The sequence below is a fragment of the Veillonella parvula DSM 2008 genome (assembly GCF_000024945.1).
GTDB lineage: Bacteria > Bacillota > Negativicutes > Veillonellales > Veillonellaceae > Veillonella > Veillonella parvula.
In genome coordinates, this window is sequence record NC_013520.1 from 648,845 (window position 1) to 666,302 (window position 17,458).

The 17,458-nt window shown below is 39.1% G+C and carries 19 protein-coding genes; all 19 read left to right on the forward strand.

The window, feature by feature from the left end; translation table 11 throughout:
* The first annotated feature begins 27 nt into the window (after positions 1-27).
* Positions 28-516 carry an OmpH/Skp family outer membrane protein gene (locus tag VPAR_RS02675; RefSeq protein ID WP_004695463.1) on the forward strand — a complete coding sequence of 163 codons (489 nt, stop codon included), beginning with the start codon at positions 28-30 and terminating at the stop codon, positions 514-516.
* A 29-nt stretch (positions 517-545) separates the two neighbouring features.
* The gene (locus tag VPAR_RS02680; protein WP_012864063.1) at positions 546-1,517 is read left to right on the forward strand and encodes a coiled-coil domain-containing protein; all 972 of its coding nucleotides are present in this window, start codon (positions 546-548) and stop codon (positions 1,515-1,517) included.
* Between the two features lie 11 nt (positions 1,518-1,528).
* The gene (locus VPAR_RS02685; protein WP_012864064.1) at positions 1,529-2,056 is read left to right on the forward strand and encodes an OmpH/Skp family outer membrane protein; all 528 of its coding nucleotides are present in this window, start codon (positions 1,529-1,531) and stop codon (positions 2,054-2,056) included.
* 30 nt (positions 2,057-2,086) lie between these two features.
* Positions 2,087-3,118 (forward strand): UDP-3-O-(3-hydroxymyristoyl)glucosamine N-acyltransferase, encoded by a 1,032-nt coding sequence (lpxD, locus tag VPAR_RS02690; RefSeq protein WP_012864065.1) that lies wholly within the window; start codon positions 2,087-2,089, stop codon positions 3,116-3,118.
* 6 nt (positions 3,119-3,124) lie between these two features.
* Positions 3,125-4,027: a lysophospholipid acyltransferase family protein gene (locus VPAR_RS02695; protein WP_012864066.1), complete on the forward strand. Its 903-nt coding sequence runs from the start codon at positions 3,125-3,127 to the stop codon at positions 4,025-4,027.
* A 263-nt stretch (positions 4,028-4,290) separates the two neighbouring features.
* Positions 4,291-5,130, forward strand: a complete 840-nt coding sequence (gene lpxC, locus VPAR_RS02700) for a UDP-3-O-acyl-N-acetylglucosamine deacetylase (RefSeq protein WP_012864067.1) — start codon at positions 4,291-4,293, stop codon at positions 5,128-5,130.
* Positions 5,127-5,552 (forward strand): 3-hydroxyacyl-ACP dehydratase FabZ, encoded by a 426-nt coding sequence (fabZ, locus tag VPAR_RS02705; protein ID WP_004695477.1) that lies wholly within the window; start codon positions 5,127-5,129, stop codon positions 5,550-5,552. The genes lpxC and fabZ overlap by 4 nt, the downstream gene beginning before the upstream one ends.
* A 20-nt stretch (positions 5,553-5,572) precedes the next feature.
* A complete protein-coding gene (gene lpxA / locus VPAR_RS02710; protein WP_004695481.1) occupies positions 5,573-6,385 on the forward strand; it encodes an acyl-ACP--UDP-N-acetylglucosamine O-acyltransferase in 813 nt (270 codons plus the stop codon).
* Between the two features lie 321 nt (positions 6,386-6,706).
* Positions 6,707-7,543 (forward strand): LpxI family protein, encoded by an 837-nt coding sequence (locus VPAR_RS02715; protein WP_012864069.1) that lies wholly within the window; start codon positions 6,707-6,709, stop codon positions 7,541-7,543.
* Positions 7,543-8,685, forward strand: a complete 1,143-nt coding sequence (gene lpxB / locus VPAR_RS02720; RefSeq protein ID WP_012864070.1) for a lipid-A-disaccharide synthase — start codon at positions 7,543-7,545, stop codon at positions 8,683-8,685. The genes VPAR_RS02715 and lpxB overlap by 1 nt, the downstream gene beginning before the upstream one ends.
* On the forward strand, positions 8,678-10,408 hold the full coding sequence (locus VPAR_RS02725) for an ABC transporter ATP-binding protein (RefSeq protein WP_012864071.1): 1,731 nt from the start codon (positions 8,678-8,680) through the stop codon (positions 10,406-10,408). Before lpxB ends, VPAR_RS02725 begins: the two co-directional genes overlap by 8 nt.
* Positions 10,409-10,410: 2 nt before the next feature.
* Positions 10,411-11,715, forward strand: a complete 1,305-nt coding sequence (locus VPAR_RS02730) for a 3-deoxy-D-manno-octulosonic acid transferase (protein ID WP_012864072.1) — start codon at positions 10,411-10,413, stop codon at positions 11,713-11,715.
* Between the two features lie 54 nt (positions 11,716-11,769).
* Positions 11,770-12,882: a tetraacyldisaccharide 4'-kinase gene (lpxK, locus tag VPAR_RS02735; protein ID WP_004695492.1), complete on the forward strand. Its 1,113-nt coding sequence runs from the start codon at positions 11,770-11,772 to the stop codon at positions 12,880-12,882.
* A 44-nt stretch (positions 12,883-12,926) separates the two neighbouring features.
* On the forward strand, positions 12,927-13,658 hold the full coding sequence (kdsB, locus tag VPAR_RS02740; protein WP_004698512.1) for a 3-deoxy-manno-octulosonate cytidylyltransferase: 732 nt from the start codon (positions 12,927-12,929) through the stop codon (positions 13,656-13,658).
* Positions 13,659-14,477, forward strand: coding sequence for a 3-deoxy-8-phosphooctulonate synthase (gene kdsA / locus VPAR_RS02745; protein WP_012864073.1), 819 nt, complete (start codon positions 13,659-13,661; stop codon positions 14,475-14,477). It begins immediately after the preceding gene.
* 11 nt (positions 14,478-14,488) lie between these two features.
* Complete coding sequence (locus VPAR_RS02750; protein ID WP_004695498.1) at positions 14,489-15,460, forward strand: KpsF/GutQ family sugar-phosphate isomerase; 972 nt, start codon at positions 14,489-14,491, stop codon at positions 15,458-15,460.
* Positions 15,460-15,981, forward strand: coding sequence for a KdsC family phosphatase (locus tag VPAR_RS02755; protein ID WP_012864074.1), 522 nt, complete (start codon positions 15,460-15,462; stop codon positions 15,979-15,981). Before VPAR_RS02750 ends, VPAR_RS02755 begins: the two co-directional genes overlap by 1 nt.
* Before the next feature lie 14 nt (positions 15,982-15,995).
* Positions 15,996-16,928 (forward strand): lysophospholipid acyltransferase family protein, encoded by a 933-nt coding sequence (locus VPAR_RS02760; protein ID WP_004698446.1) that lies wholly within the window; start codon positions 15,996-15,998, stop codon positions 16,926-16,928.
* Positions 16,915-17,451 carry an LPS export ABC transporter periplasmic protein LptC gene (gene lptC, locus VPAR_RS02765; RefSeq protein ID WP_004698432.1) on the forward strand — a complete coding sequence of 179 codons (537 nt, stop codon included), beginning with the start codon at positions 16,915-16,917 and terminating at the stop codon, positions 17,449-17,451. Before VPAR_RS02760 ends, lptC begins: the two co-directional genes overlap by 14 nt.
* The last annotated feature ends 7 nt before the right edge of the window (positions 17,452-17,458 follow it).

The window sequence follows — 17,458 nt, forward strand, 5'->3', positions numbered from 1 at the left end:
GATTTAAAGAAATGAGGGCACTCTATTATGATGCGAATGATGAACAACAAGGCGAATGTAAAGATTTTTTCCATCGTCATTGCTGCTATTTTTATTGTTGGTATTGGTGCGTTAGCTTATACGCAAATGGCTTCGCCTAGTAGTAATAGTGGGACTAGTACTATTGGGGTTATCGATACATCTCGTATGTTGTCTCAAGATAATCCAATTTATATCTCTGCAGCTCAAGAATATATGAGCTATCAAAGCCAATTACAACAAGAAACGCAAGCTAAAATTGATGCAGCACAAGATGATGCTACTAAACAAAAAATTGCTGAAGAAGCTCGTCAAAACCTAGCTAAAAAAGATCAAGAAATTGCTAAATCCGTTCAAGATAAAGCTATGGAGGCTGCAAAAGCGGTTGGTGATGCTAAAGGTCTTAGCGTTGTTATGACTAAAGACACTGTACTATACGGTGGTGTTGATATTACAGATCAAGTATTGAAAAAACTAGCTACTGATGCAAAAAAATAAACTGTAGTTCTATGTAAGGGAGAACGACAATGAACGGGAAACAACGATATATAGGACTAGTCATATTTCTCGTTGCTGCAATAAGTGCTATGATTTGGGCCTATGGTTTTGTAACAAATCACCAACAGGGTCCTGATGGCATGTCAATAGGTGTTGTACGCATTGATGATGTACTAGAGTTTAATCCATCCTATGCGGATTATAAACAAGCCAAAAATGAATTGGAACTTTTACAACGTCAATATGAACTTGAACAACAAGCCTTAAATGCCAAGTCAGAGACACAAGATAAACAGTTGAAAACGCTTGCACTGGATTCAACCTTGTCAGATGCTCTTACGGTCGAATTGCAAACTCGTATTGCAACAAAAGAGAATGAACTAAATCAGCAATTAAATGCGAAACGCAATGAATTGACTCAAAAGTATTTAGCTGAGTTAAAGGTTAGTACTAATGAATATGATCTGGAAATCGTAAACCTTCAACTAGACTTATATGCCTATGATGCACGTGTATATATAGATGATGCACAAAGAGCAGCGGCTATGGCTGAAAAAGCTAAAAAAGAAGAAAGATTAAAGGACTTATTAGCTAAGAGAAAACCATCGGATTTCGATGTAGATTCAATTAAAGCAAAGGTACAGGCAGAGCTTGCTCCAATGCAACAAAAAGGGCAGGAAGAGCTCAATCAATACGCTGCATCCCTACAGAAGGAATTAGCTGAGAAACGAGACTCCATGGTACAACAACAAGCACAATCCATCATTGCTAATAATAACCTGCCTGTGGCTCAAGAGTGGAATGATACATGGGCAAAAAAGCTTTCAGATAAAGAAGCTGAGGTAAGTGCACTTCATGAGGCTATTTTAGAAGATGTTCGTATGCGCGTAGCAATTATTGCTGAGGAACAACATTTGGATTTAGTTATCATCGATGATGGTGGTAATATTAAAGGGCTTGATATTACTGATGCAGTGAAGGCGTCCTATCGAGTTCAATAAGGAGTTATATTATGAATAAACGTATTAAATCTTTAGTATTAGGTGCATCTTTAGTAGCTTCTATGGCTATCTTAGGTGGTTGTGGTTCTAATAATGTTGGTTATGTTGATAGCGTGAAAGTGGCAAACAGTACTGAAAAAGGCATTGAAATTACTAAAGAAATCAATGCTAAAAAAGCGGAATTAGATGCTAAAATTGCTGCTGCCGATGAAGCATCTAAACAAAATGTATTTAATCAAGCGAATCAAGAATTAAATGCCTTTGCGAATGCAAAAGCGCAAGAATATCGTCAATATCAAGAACAAAAAATCAATGAACTTGTGAAAGAGAAAAAACTTGATGTTATTATTGAGAAAGGCGCTGTTGTTGGCGGTGGCTCTGATGTAACTGATGATTTGATTACAAAAATGGGTAAAGCTTCTGACGACCAAATCAAAGAAGTTGAAAATGCAGCTAAAGCCCAAGAGCAACAAGATGCTCAGCAAAATGCACAACAAGCAGATCAAGCTGCAACAAGTACAACTGAAGCTGCACAATAATTGAAGATTACCACGGGGGAGGAGTTTGCCTTGGAAAAAACTTTACAGGAACTCGCAAATTTAGTAGGCGGTCAACTTATAGGGGATGAGTCTATTGTCATTACTGAGACACGTAGCTTTGAGCAAGCAGTAAAACAATCCATAACTTTTGCAATAGGTGAATATGTTGAACATATTGCATTATGCCAAGCGGGTGCTGTTATCGTTGAATCGGAAGTAAAGAATGCACCGATGGCACAAATCGTAGTTGATAATGCAAAAGCTGCATTCGCCCAAGTGCTAGAAGTATTCCATCCACCTGTTGTAGTTCCCCGTGAAGTGCATAGTACAGCTATTATTGGCAAGAATGTTACACTTGGTAAAAATGTAGCTATTGGTGCCTATTGTGTTATTAATGATAATGCTGTTATCGGTGATAATGTAACAATTCGACCTTATGTATATATTGGTCATAATGTACGAATTGGGGAAGATTCTGATATCTATGCAGGTGCTATCGTACATGAGAACTGTATTTTGGGTAAACGCGTTGTATTGCGTGCTAAAGCAGTTATCGGTGGTGAAGGTTTTGGCTTTGCCACAGAAAATGGTATTCATACGCATATTCCTCAAGTAGGCAATGTTATTCTTGAAGATGATGTAGAAATTGGTTCTTGCACTACTGTTGATAATGCTACAATGGGATCTACCTTGGTACGTCGCGGTACAAAAATTGACAATCTTGTTCACCTTGGCCACAATGTTGAGATTGGAGAAGATTGTTTCTTGATTGCACAGGTTGGGATTGCAGGTAGTACAAAATGTGGTAACCATGTAATCTTTGCAGGACAAACAGGCTGTACTGGTCATATTACAATTGGAGATAATGTACAATTTGCAGGTAAAACAGGAATTACTGGCAATGTACCATCTAATTCTGTTATGGCTGGGTATCCAATGAGACCTCATAAAGAGTGGTTAAAATTGGCTGCTTACGAGAATCGTTTGCCAGAAATGGTGAAAACTGTAAAACAATTACAAAAAGAAATTGACGCTTTGAAAGCACAGCTTAAGGAGAGCTAATAATCCATGTATAGGTTTATGAAAATCTTTAGTGCCTTTATTTGCTTATTACCTAAAGGTTTGCAATATGCTATTGGTACATTGCTAGGTGAAATTGCGTGGTTAGTGGTGCCACCTAAACGCAAGCGCCTAGCGATAGGCCAAATTTTATTCTGTAATATTACAGATGATCCTAAAGAAGCTCGACGTATTGCGAAAGCTAGCACTACACGCTTTGGCCGTATGATTATTGATGTATTGCGCTATCCTGAAATTAAAGATGGTGCATACAAAGATATGGTGGAGTTTATTAATCGAGAGTACTTAGATGATGCCTTAGAAAATGGTCGAGGTGCAATCTTAGCCGCTGTTCATAGTGGTAACTGGGAACTCCTAGGTGCCGTTCTTGCTTCTGAAGGGTATCCGTTGATTTCTGTGGCTATGAAACAAAATGGTGATGCCGATAAGTTTATCAATGAATATCGTCGGATTATGCATCAACATGTGACCTATAAAACAGGTGTTCGTGAAATGATTAATGAACTAAAAAAAGGTGCATTTTTAGGCCTTATTATGGATCAGGACCCTGGTGATGATGGCCTTCTTGTACCATTCTTTGGTTATGAAACATTGACGGCTGCGGGACCAGCTGTATTGGCTCGTATGCAAGATGTGCCCATTATTTTTGTAACCATACATTATAGTCCGTTTTCTGAGAAACATGAGATTGAAGCGCATCCACCAATTTATGTGGAACGCACAGATGATAAAAAGCGTGATATAGCGGTAACAACAACTCGTCTAAATGAGTTTATTGAAGATTATATTCGGCGATATCCTGAAGATTGGTTTTGGCTTCATAACCGTTGGAAATGGACTCGTCGTTTTTATGGTGAACAAATAGATACACCACCTGATGTTTTTCAATAGTTAATAATTTTAAAGAGATTTTGTTTATGCGATTGTGGAATATCCAAGATGAAACTGATTCCTATTAGCATGGATGAAATCTCTTTTTATTTTGTAACTTATAATTTAGTGTTTAAAAATAATCTATTAAAATTTTAAAGACTAAGAATAGTTTTTCCAATTAGCGTAATATATGGTAAATTTCTTGTAACCCCTATGCAAATAGGGTATAATACATATTGGTGTATAGTAAACGTGAATTCGGATTATGAAAGGACATTCTTATGAGTAAGCCACAACAAACAATAAAAAAGGCTGTTTCATATCAAGGGATTGGCCTTCATAGCGGTGAACCAGTACATATGGTTTTTAAGCCTGCACCTGAAGATACAGGAATTGTGTTTGTCCGCACGGACATTGAAGGGCATCCTTCTGTGCGAGCACACATTGATAATGTGACGAACACTATGCGCGCTACCACGTTGGAAAATGGTGAAGCAAAGGTATTTACTGTTGAACATGTGATGGCAGCGTTCAGTGCTATGAATATTGATAACTGTTATATTGAAATGGATTCTCCAGAACCTCCTGTAGGTGATGGTAGTAGTGCTATTTTTGTCAATCTTATTGAAAAGGCTGGCATTGAAGAACAAATAGCGTTGCGTCATATATACAAAGTGACTCGATCTCATGCTGTTTATGATGGGGATCGTTTTATTGTGATTTTGCCATATGATGGCTATCGCATGACTTTTACATCAATTAACAGCCATCCGTTGCTTGGTACGCAACAATGTGATTTTGAAGTATCGCCTGAGTATTTCAAAGCCCACATTGGATCGGCTAGGACTATCGGATTTATGAAGGAATTGGAACAATTACAGGCCATGGGGCTTGCAAAAGGCGGTAGCCTAGATAATGCATTAGTCTATGATGATGAGAAATGTCTATCTATACCACGCTTTGAGGATGAATTAGTTCGCCATAAAGCATTAGATGTTATAGGGGATTTATTCTTGTTAGGACCGATTGAAGGCCATGTAATTGCTTTGAAATCGAGTCATGAATTAAATTCAAGATTGGCTCGCAGTATAATGGAAGAAATAAGGGAGACACAGCCATGATTCTTAATCACGAAGATATTTTAGAAATTTTACCTCATCGTTACCCAATGCTTTTGGTTGATCGTATTGTTGAGTTAGAACCTATGAAACGTGCTGTGGGTATTAAAAATGCTACATTCAACGAATTGTTCTTCCAAGGTCACTTTCCAGGGAACCCAGTTATGCCAGGTGTATTATTGACTGAAGCTATTGCTCAAGTTGGTGGTATTGCATTATTGTACCCTGAGGAAAATCGTGGTCTTACTCCTATGTTTACAGGTATTGATAAAGTGCGTTTCCGCCATCCTGTAAAACCTGGCGATCAAGTTCGCATGGAGGTAGATATTGTTAAAATTAAAGGTAAAATGGGCAAGGTTGAAGGCCGTGCCTATGTTGGCGACAAATTGTGCGCTAGCGGTGAATACATGTTTGCCCTTGTATAATAGAATGAGGAGTGATTGTAGTGATAGTTGTAGGCATGGAAAATGCGGAATCCAACATCCATAGTACAGCCATAGTCCATCCAAATGCTAAATTGGGCAAAGATGTAATCGTAGGTCCTGGCGCTGTTATCGGCGAACATGTCGAGATTGGCGATGGCACACAAATCGGTGCACATGTTGTAATTGGTGGTTGGACAACCATTGGTAAGCGTTGTGAAATTTATCCTAACGCATCTATTGGGTTGGAACCGCAAGATTTAAAATTTAAAGGCGAAAAAAGCTATTGTAATATTGGCGATGAAACGGTTATTCGTGAATTCGTAACTATTAGCCGCGCTACTGGTGAAGGTGAAGAAACACGTGTAGGCAATAATTGTTTACTTCAAGCCTGTACACATGTGGCTCATAACTGTATCGTTGGTAATAATGTAATAATGAGTAATTGTGCTGGTCTTGCAGGGCACGCTATCGTTGAAGATCGCGTGGTTATTGGCGGCCTTGCAGGTATTCATCAATTTGTTAAAATCGGTCGTAATGCAATGGTTGGCGGGATGGCTAAGGTGGTACAAGATATCCCCCCTTACGTGATTGCCGATGGTCAACCAGCACGTGTTATTGGTCTAAACTCTGTAGGCTTATCTCGTGCAGGAATTTCCGAAGATGTACGACGTGATTTGAAACAAGCATTCCGTATTATTTATCGTTCTGGATTCAGCTTATCTAAGGCGATTGAAGAAATGGAATTACAATTGGATTCTTCCGTAGAAATTGAAAATTTATTACGATTCCTACGTAATGCTGATAGAGGCATTATGCGTACTCGTCGCGACTAATTATGAGGACCTCGTACAATGTACGAGGTCTTTTTGTGTGCATTATTACTAGTTGAGTTTTATATCAATGATAATTTACATTATATTTATAGAAAAGTTTTGATAGATATATTCGTAGATGTTTTAGTAGTTAAAAGTAATAAGGAAATTTTAATAAAATGATGAAGAAAAGGGCATAAAGCTTGGCTTTTTAATGGTAAAAAGTAGCTATTTATAGTAAAATATATTGTATATGATTATGTCTATTTTTAGGCATTTTCATAGGGAACTTGAAATTACTAATTGATATATAGGCCGTGAGGTCATCTAGGAGGTATAGTCTTGGCAAAGGTAGGATTAATTGCGGGCATTGGTGTTTTGCCTGTAGAATTCATGCGTGCCGCTCATGTATTGGGCCACGAGGTGGTTGTTATCGGTGTAGTACCTGATATAGACCCAGCTCTAAAGGCTGAGGCTGATGCTTTCTATGATATTGGTGTTGCTAAACTAGGTAAAATCTTTAAAACCTTGAAAAAAGAAGAGGTTCAAGAGTTAACCATGCTTGGAAAAGTCACTAAAGAGATTCTCTTTAAAGGCCTTACATTTCCTGATTTAAAAACATTAGGCGTTTTAAAGCGGCTCAAAAATCGTAAAGATGATACGATTATGCTTGCCATCGTTGATGAAATCGAACGAGAAGGCTTTAAAGTATTAGATCAAACAGCATACTTGAAACCATTTATGCCAAAGGTAGGAGTGCTTTCAAAAGCACAACCTACAGATGAGCAATGGGCTGACATTTGTTTTGGTTTTGAACTAGCTAAACAAATGGGGGCCCTTGATATTGGTCAAACCGTTGTTGTTAAACATAAGGCGGTCATGGCAATTGAAGCCATTGAAGGGACTGACAAGTGTATCTTGAGAGGTGGAGAACTGGGGCGCGGAGATGCGATTGTTGTTAAAACAGAAAAACCAAATCAAGATGTACGCTTTGATGTGCCGGCAGTAGGCATAAAAACGCTCATGTCTATGATTGATAGTGGTTGTAAGGTACTAGCTGTAGAAGCGGAAAAGACTATTTTCGTACAACAACAAGACGTGCTTGATATGGCAGATCGTCATGGTATTGTTATCTGTGCTGTTGACCAAGAATTTGTAAATTCCAGAAAGGATGCATAATGAAAGTCATGTTTTCCGCCGGTGAAGCTTCCGGCGATACTCATGCGGCAAGTGTAGCCAATGCATTGAGAGAAATAGATCCTTCTGTAGAAATGTTTGGTATGGGTGGCACCTTGATGGAGCGTGCTGGTGTTCGTATCGTGTATGATATTAAGAATCTTGGTGTCATTGGTATTGTAGAGATTGTGAAATCATTGCCAAAATTCTTTAAGTTGCGCACGTATTTGAAACGCGTCATGATGAAGGAGAAACCGGATATTCTCGTTTGTGTAGATTATCCAGGTTTTAATATGAAATTAGCTGCGGTGGCTCATGAATTGGAGATTCCTGTTTTATATTATATTGCTCCAACGATTTGGGCTTGGCACAGTAGTCGTGGTAATACAATTCGTAAGTATGTAACCAAGGTAGCATCTATCTTCCCATTTGAAGCTGAAGCGTATCGCAAGTACAAATGTGATGTAGATTTTGTAGGTCATCCTTTACTCGATATTGTACATCCTACGATGACTAAGGATGCGGCCGAAGAATACTTTGGGGCTCGTAAAGAGGCTAAAAAAGTATTGCTCATGCCTGGCAGTCGTAAACAAGAGGTTTTATCCTTGCTTGATACGATGCTAAAAAGTGGTGAGCAATTGATGGCGAAACATGAAGATGTTCAATTCTTCTTGCCTCGAGCACATACGATTGATCGAAGTGAGCTAGAAGCTTTTATCGATGCTCATAAGGTACCTGTTACGATTACGGAAGACCATACATATGACTTGATGCAGATTTGTGATGTGTGCCTTGCTGCATCAGGAACGGCTACATTAGAAACGGCGATGATGGAATTGCCAACGGTATTATTGTATCGTGTATCTCCAATTACGTATGGTATTGGTAAGATGGTTGTGAATGTAACACATGTGGGCTTGCCTAATATTGTAGCTGGTAAAGAGGTTATTCCTGAATTATTACAGGATGCTGTCACACCAGAAACGATTGTATCTTTGGTGGAACCATTGATTAGTGATGTAGAGAAAAATGAAGCTATGCGTAGTGAATTGCGCGAAGTACGTCATAAATTAGGTGAGCCTGGTGCAGTAAAACGAGTAGCACATCTTGTGTACAATCTCGGTAAGGAGAAATGTAATGAATAGTTATTCTAGGCTCTTATATTTTGTAAAGCCTTATTATAAGCGAATGCTTTTTGCAGTGTTCTGCATGATTGTCGCTGCTGCTGCCTATTTGGTAGTACCTTGGCTAATTAAGAATGTAGTAGACCAAGTATTAGATGAAAAGAATATGTTTATGTTGAACCTTATTGTAGGTGCTATTATACTCATTTTCCTAATTCGTGGCTTTGCTACCTATGGTCAAACCTATAATATGTCCTACATCGGACAGCGCGTGATTATCGATGTACGTGAGGCTATTTTTAATCATCTACAAAAATTAAGCTTATCCTATTTCGATCGTCGTAAGACGGGCGTTATCATGAGTAATCTTACAAATGACGTAGCTGCATTGCAAACGGCCGTGGTAGATAACTTGATTTCTTTTATCACTGAATCTGTAACACTTATCGGTTCCTTGGTGTCCATGCTTCTCATTGACTGGAAATTGACGTTAGTTACTTTTATTACGGTTCCCGTAGTTTTAGTGATTATCAATGTTTTTGGTAAGAAGCTTCGCGTGGCGGGGCATGATGTCCAAGGGCGTGTAGCTGATATTACGGCACTTTTACAAGAGGTAATTAGTGCAGTTCGCGTTGTAAAATCCTTTGCTCGTGAAGATTTTGAGCGTAAGCGCTTTGAAGATGAAAATGATCGCAATTTTAAAGCAGTTATCAAAGCTACTAAATTGACTAGCTTGTTAAGCCCAATGGTTGAATTTTCTGCGGCAATCGCTGTAGCGGTCATCCTTTGGTACGGCGGTTACTCCGTAGTAACAGGTGCTATTACTGCAGGTTCTTTGATTGCTTTCTTGATTTATGCTATTAACTTGTCAAATCCCGTAAAACGTTTGAGTCAAGTATATGGTAATATTCAAAAGGCGTTGGCTGCTGCCGATCGTGTATTTGAAATTTTAGATACTAAAACAGATGTTGTGGAGAAACCTGATGCTATTACATTGCCTGCTATTACCGGCAATGTGGAGTTTAATGATGTTTCTTTCTCCTATGATGGAGAAAAGGCTGCCTTAGAAAATTTTACCTTGTCAGTTAAGGCTGGCGAAAGTGTAGCCCTTGTTGGTCCATCTGGTGCAGGTAAGACAACTCTCGCTAACTTACTACCTCGTTTCTATGATGTAACAGGTGGCTCTATTACAATAGATGGTTATAACGTGAAAGATGTTACTTTTAAATCTTTGCGTGAACAAATTGGTCTTGTACCACAGGAAACCGTATTGTTCAATGCTACAATTAAAGAGAATATCTTGTATGGTCGTTTAGATGCTACTGATGAAGACGTGTATGAAGCGGCTAAAGCGGCTAATGTACTTGAGTTCGTTGAGAAAATGCCTGATGGTCTCGATACGATTGTAGGTGAACGAGGCAGTTCGCTATCTGGTGGACAACGTCAACGCGTTGCTATCGCACGTGCTATTTTAAAAGATCCTCGAATTCTAATTTTAGATGAAGCCACATCTGCTTTAGATACTGAGAGCGAAAAGCTTGTACAAGAGGCGTTAGATCGCCTTATGAAAGGGCGTACGGCATTTGTCATTGCCCATCGATTGAGCACCGTTCAAAATGCTCATCAAATTGTTGTACTTAATCAAGGTCGCTTGGTAGAGCAGGGGACTCACCAAGAGCTATTAGCTGTTGACGGCGGATTGTACAATCATCTTTATTCCGTTCAATTCTCCAATAAAGGATAACCATGTACTGGATATATAACGTATTGCTCATATTTTATTGGATAGGCTTGATTCCGGTTATTTTATACCGACTTGCCTTTGAAGATGGCTTTTATGAGCGTATCAAACAAAGTGCAGGCTATATGCCCGCTTCGCTATTAAAGAAAATTGAAGGGCGTCGTGCTATTTGGATTCACGCCGCTTCCGTAGGGGAAATTGTGGCTACCAGTCCATTGGTAAAAGAGGTTAAAAAGGAATTTCCTGAAGCTGTTGTGGTTGTGTCAGTAGTTACTGCTACTGGTCATGCTATGGCTCATCGTATCATTCCTGAAGCAGAAGGAATTATATTCTTTCCCCTTGATTTGCCGTATTTAACTCGTAAAATTTTACATATTATTAAGCCGATTACTATTTTACTCGTAGAAACTGAAATTTGGCCAAACTTCTTGCGTATCGCCGAATCGGAAAACATTCCAGTTATGATGGTTAATGGACGCATTTCAGATCGCAGTATGAAACGTTATAAGTATATCAGTGCTTTTACGCGTGAAATGTTACGCTCTATTGAGCGTTTCTGCATGCAGTCCAAATTTGATGCGGCGTATATTGAAAGTTTAGGTGCTCATACACCTGATATTACCGTAACAGGTAATATGAAATACGATCAAACATATGCCACCGTATCATATGAAGAAAAACAAGCTCTTCTCGATGAATTTGGCTTTGGAAATAATCATCCTATCATTATTGCAGGTAGTACTCACAAAGGTGAAGAAGAGGCTATTTTTGAAACCTTCAAGCAAGTATTGAAAGAGTATCCACAAGCTCGTTTATTGATTGCGCCTCGTGAAATTTATCGCGGTCATGATGTGCAAAATATTGCAAAGCGTTATGAATTGAGTGCTATTTGTCGTAGCGATATGAAGGAGCCTGTTCATGAAGGTATTCCCGTTGTCGTTTTAGATACCATTGGTGAACTTGGCCGACTGTATAGCTTAGGCGATATTATCTTTGTTGGTGGTTCCCTTGTTAAAACTGGAGGCCATAATATTTTGGAACCAGCTGCACATGGTAAGCCAATTTTGGTTGGGCCTCATATGTTTAACTTTAAAGAAATTTTCGCCTTATTAAACTCTCGAAATGCTTGTGAGCAAGTGAAGAATGGAAAAGAGTTAACCGCTATGGTCTTGCGTTTATGTAAGGATAGAGACTTGGCTAAAAAGATGGGGCAAAACTGCCTGGATATCATTAAAGAAAATCGTGGTGCTACGCGGCGTAATACACAAGAGTTACGTTTGCTATTTGAGAAACATCAAATTATTCCGTAGTAAGACTAAATTTGTAGATTAGTTTACTGTATTACATAATAGGAGGCGTCACCTATGAGTGGGGAAGCATTATTCAAATCCATCGTTAGTGGTGAAGATCAATCCGTATTAGGTGATATAGCTCGCTCCAGTTTAGGCCTTTTGAGTAAAGGTTATGAGAAAGCTGTATCAATACGCAATGCTCGATTTGATGAGGGTAAAGGCGTTACGAAAGTTACAGTGCCTGTAATCAGCGTTGGCAACATTACGGCTGGTGGTACTGGAAAAACACCGATGGTGCGATTTATTTGTGATGTGCTTACTCAGAAGGGCCTTCATCCTACTGTTCTTAGTCGTGGATACCGTGCAGAAGATAATAACAAAAATATTATTATTTCTAAAGATGGAACAATGCTTGTAGAGCCATCTATCAGTGGTGATGAGGCTTGGTTACTGGCTAAGGTTTTACAAAAATCTAATGTAATCATTGGACGTGAACGTTCCAAATCTGCAGAAATCGCTATTAATGAGCTAGGTGCCGATTGTCTTATTATGGATGATGGCTTTCAACATCGTGCACTAGCAAGAGATATTGATATTGTACTAATCGATGCATCCAATCCGTTTGGCTATGAACATGTATTGCCACGGGGACTATTACGTGAACCCCTTAGTGGTTTACAGCGTGCGGATATTATCGTTCTTACTAAGGTTGATCAAGTAGCACCAGGTATTGTATCCGGCATTCGAAAGCGATTAACTCAGATGATTCCCAATATACCTGTCTATGAAACAACACATAAGCCGCAATTTATGTACACCTTAGATGAGTGGGCTAATGGTTCTGTTGGGGCTTCTGTAGATGCTTACAAGGAACAACGCATTATGGCTGTGAGTGGAATTGGAAACCCTCAATCCTTTACACAAACGTTAACTGATGTAGGGTATAACGTTGTTCATACCTTGCCATTTGGAGATCATCATGACTTTTCAAATGATGATGTAGTTGAGATTTGGAAACAAGCATTTGCTCATCAAGCTGATGCTATTTGCATTACAGAAAAGGATGCAGTTAAGTTAAGTCAGTTGCATGCAATTGAAGACTTGAAAATACCGATTCTGGTGCTATCTATAGGGATTGAATTTGTTTCTGGAAAACAAGAATTCATAGAAAATTTAGAGATTTAGTGTATAATAATAAGATACACGAATAACAGAAATGGGGTTTTATCGTGAAGTTTGGATGTGTTATTCCTGCGCGTTATGGTTCTACAAGATTACCGGGCAAACCATTAGCTGATATTGCAGGTAAACCTATGATTGAACGGGTTTATGCAAGGGTATCACAAGCTACAAAGACAGTATGTACAATTGTAGCCACTGATGATAACCGCGTATATTCTGCAGTACAACAGTTTGGGGGAACTGTTATGATGACAGATCCTAATCACCCTACAGGGACGGATCGATTAGCAGAGGTTGCGAGTCATTATACAGACTTGGATGTTGTTATCAATGTCCAAGGTGATGAACCGATGATTGATCCAAATCTTATTGATGACTTGGCACGTCTATTTGAGGAAGATCCAAACTTGCAGATGGCCACAGTAGCTACTCCTTTATTAGAGGAAGAGTACGAGGAGCCATCAGCGGTAAAGGTCATTTTAAATAATCGTAATGATGCGATGTATTTTTCTAGATCTTTAATCCCATATCCTCGCCATGATTTTGTGCGTCCGCCACTAAAACATATTGGCATCTATGCATATCGTAGAGAGTTTTTATTAAACTACGCTAAGATGGAGCCAACTCCGGCGGAGCGAACAGAATCTCTAGAACAATTACGTGCTCTAGAGAACGGTTATACAATTCGTGTTATTTTGACAAATAAACGATTTATCGGTGTTGATACACCTGAAGACTTAGCTCGTGTTAATGCAATTTACGAGCAAGAGGAGAAATAAATGAAAACAGTTCAAATTAAAGATATTACTGTGGGTGGCGGCAAGGGTTTATTTGTCCTTGCAGGTCCATGTGTTATTGAGGACTATGACCGCACATTAGCTATCGGTAAACGAGCAAAAGAGATATGCGAACGTTTAGGTGTTCCCTATATCTTTAAAGCTTCCTTTGATAAAGCTAATCGCTCTAGCTTTAGTTCCTTCCGTGGACCAGGTCTTGAGGAAGGGTTAAAAATGCTTGCTTCTATTAAGAAGGAACTCAATGTGCCCGTTGTCAGTGACATTCACTCTATCGAGCAAATTGAACCTGCAGCTGAAGTATTAGATATTCTACAAATTCCAGCTTTTTTATGCCGTCAAACTGATCTTGTTTACGGCGCTGCTAAAACTGGTAAATGCGTAAATGTTAAAAAAGGTCAATTCATGGCTCCTAAGGACATGGAAAATGTTCTTAATAAAATGAAAGAAACAGGTAATGAAAATCTTATGCTTACCGAACGTGGTTTTAGCTTTGGTTATAATAATCTCGTAGTTGACATGAGATCCTTCCCAATTATGCGTTCTTTCGACTATCCAGTAATTTTTGATGCTACTCATAGCGTTCAATTACCAGGTGGTGCAGGGACTAAATCTAGTGGTAACCGTGAATTTGTACCAAATTTGGCACGTGCGGCTGTGGCTAGTGGTGTAGATGGGTTATTCTTTGAAGTGCACGATAATCCTGAGGAAGCATTGTCTGATGGTCCTAATATGTTGTATTTAGATCAATTCGAAGATTTGCTTCGTGATTTAGTAGCTATTGATAAAATCGTAAAAGGTTAGGGGCGGTATTTGTGACTATTTTAGAACAAGCGGCACAGGTGCTTCATGAGGAAGCTCGTGCTATTGAAGAATTAAGTTCTCGTTTGGATCACAATTTTGTAAATGCTGTAAATATGATTTTGGCCTGTAAGGGCCGTGTAGTATGTACAGGAATGGGAAAATCTGGTCATATTGGTCGTAAAATTGCGGCTACCTTGGCTAGTACAGGGACACCAGCACTTTTTATGCATCCTGGTGAAGGCGTGCATGGTGATCTTGGTATGATTACTGAAGATGATGTAGTGTTAGCATTTTCTAATAGTGGTGAAACAGGAGAAATCATTAGTATTTTGCCGTCTCTGCGCCGCATAGGAGCTAAATTAATCTGTGTTGTAGGGAAACCAGAGTCTACATTAGCAAAAAATTCTGATATTGTATTGTTGGCAGAGGTAGAACGAGAAGCTTGTCCATTGGGTTTAGCACCTACTACAAGTACTACTGTTGCTCTAGCACTAGGTGATGCGTTAGCGGTATGTTTATTGGAACGCCATCATTTTACTCCAGAAAACTTTGCTGTATTCCATCCAGGTGGTTCTTTAGGTCGCAAATTATTGTTGACTGTAGAAAATATCATGCATGGTGGCGAGGATAATCCAACAGTATTTAAAGGGGCTACCGTTCGTGATGCACTCTTTGTAATGACAGAAAAAGGGTTAGGTGCTACAAATGTTATTGATGAAGAAGGACATTTGTTAGGTCTAGTTACTGATGGTGATGTGCGTCGTGGACTTGATTCTGGCAGCAATTTTTTAGAATGGCCCGTAGAGGATATGATGACGTCTATGCCGCGTACGATTACAAAGGATAAACTGGCCGCAGAAGCGCTTCATTTGATGGAGAAAAATCAACCCCGCCCTATTACCGTATTACCAGTGGTTGATACTAATAATGTATGTCTTGGCATTGTTCACATCACGGATTTATTGCGTAGAGGCATTGTATAATGAATATTCAATGGATTGTTCTCGATGTTGATGGAGTTTTATCAGATGGAACTCTAATTTACACATCGACTGGAGAAGAGCTCAAAGCCTTTTCTGTCAAAGATGGTTTAGGCTTGACTGCGGCTCGTAAATCAGGGATAAAGTTAGCAATTATCACGGCTCGCGTATCTCCGATGGTAGAGCATCGTGCGAAGGAGTTAGATTTTGATGAACTTCTTATGGGGCATACTAATAAAACTGAAGCATTAAGAACTCTTTGTAAAAAACATCAAATCGACTTAGATTCGGTTGCTTACATGGGGGATGATCTTAATGATTTAGGGGCTCTTCAACTCGTAGGTTTGCCGATGGCACCAAATAATGCGGTATTAGAGGTTAAATCAATAGCTAAATTTATTTCTACCGTCAATGGTGGACATGGTGCTGTTAGAGAGGCTGTAGAATATATCCTGAAGAATCAAGGTTTATGGGATTCTGTTGTTGCAGATTATGCGCGAGAGGCCCATGCTCATGGACAATAAAGGAGGTGGGCAGAATGAATAACGAATGGCAATACCATTTAGTTAAAGGCATTAGTTGGCTTGTTTGTCGACTACCATACAAGCTCATTTTGCTCATAGGCGCTTGTTTAGGTCCTGTATATGGGCTAATAGCGAAGAAGCAAAAACTTAGAGGCATAAATAATATTAAAATTGGCATGAATATGAACGATCAAGAGGCGGAACAATTAATTAATAAGTTGTTTAAAAATCTTGGTCGCAGTGTTATGGAAGTATTATACATGCCAAACCTGACGAAATCCTTTATCAATAAACACATAGAGATGCGTGGTGTTGAACATTTAGAAAAGGCCATTGCTGAAGATAAGGGAGTTATCGTTCTTACTGGCCATGTAGGCAACTGGGAATGGATGGGGGCTGCTATGGCAGCTCATGGATATCCTTCCACTACAATTGTTAAGAAACAACCTAATGCTCAATTTACACGCCTTATGAATGAATATCGTGAGATGGTGGGGCTTGACGTATTTGCTAGTGGTGGCAACGAAATCGTTTCTGCTGCTAAGGCTTTAAAAAAGAAAAAACTTCTTGGATTCTTAGCTGACCAAGATGGATATATAAATGGTTTACCAGTTCCGTTTTTGGGACAAGATTCATCAGCTGTTATGGGACCAGCAACATTTGCAAAGAAATTTGGCTCTCCTGTAGTACCTATTTTTGCATCTCGTAAGCCTGAAGGAGGACATATCGTTCATATCTTGCCAGCATTACATTATGAGGAAACTGGTGATGAAGATGTTGATATGTATCGTCTAACTGAAGCCTGTGTACGTGTTACGGAAGAATTTATTCGTGAACATCCAGATGAGTGGCTTTGGTTCCAACATCGTTGGATGACTAAGATGGATCAAATTATTGATTACGATAAGAAGATAGCTATACGGGAGAGAGCGCATGAAAAACAATAAAAAGTTAATTGCCATTGTGGTCGCTATAGTATTAGCTCTAATCGGTCTTATTGTATTTATTATGAAAGACTCTAATGAGGCTAATTCCACTCAAAATCAAAGTGGACAACTCGTTAATTTCCAAGGTGCGGACTTGCAAGAGGAAAAGGATGGCAAGTTAGTATGGGCATTATCGGCTGAGAAGATTGAATATGACCCGCGTACAAAAGCTATCGTTCTGACCAATTTGAAAGGTCTGTTCTATCAAGATGATGTGACTACTACGATTACAGCTCCTCATGCTGTACTGACGGGTGATCGAAACTCTCTTGATATTGATCAAGGCGTTACTGCTACCAATACGGAAGGTGCAGAATTTAAAACTGAGGCCCTTCATTTTGATAACAAAACGAAAACATTGACATCTAAAACGGCTTTCACTTATAACAGTAAGGATGTAACCCTCACAGGTGACAAGCTTGAGGGCAATATGTCTTTAAAAATTATTAAAGCCATTGGACATGCGAAATTAACAAAGAAGTAATTGAGAG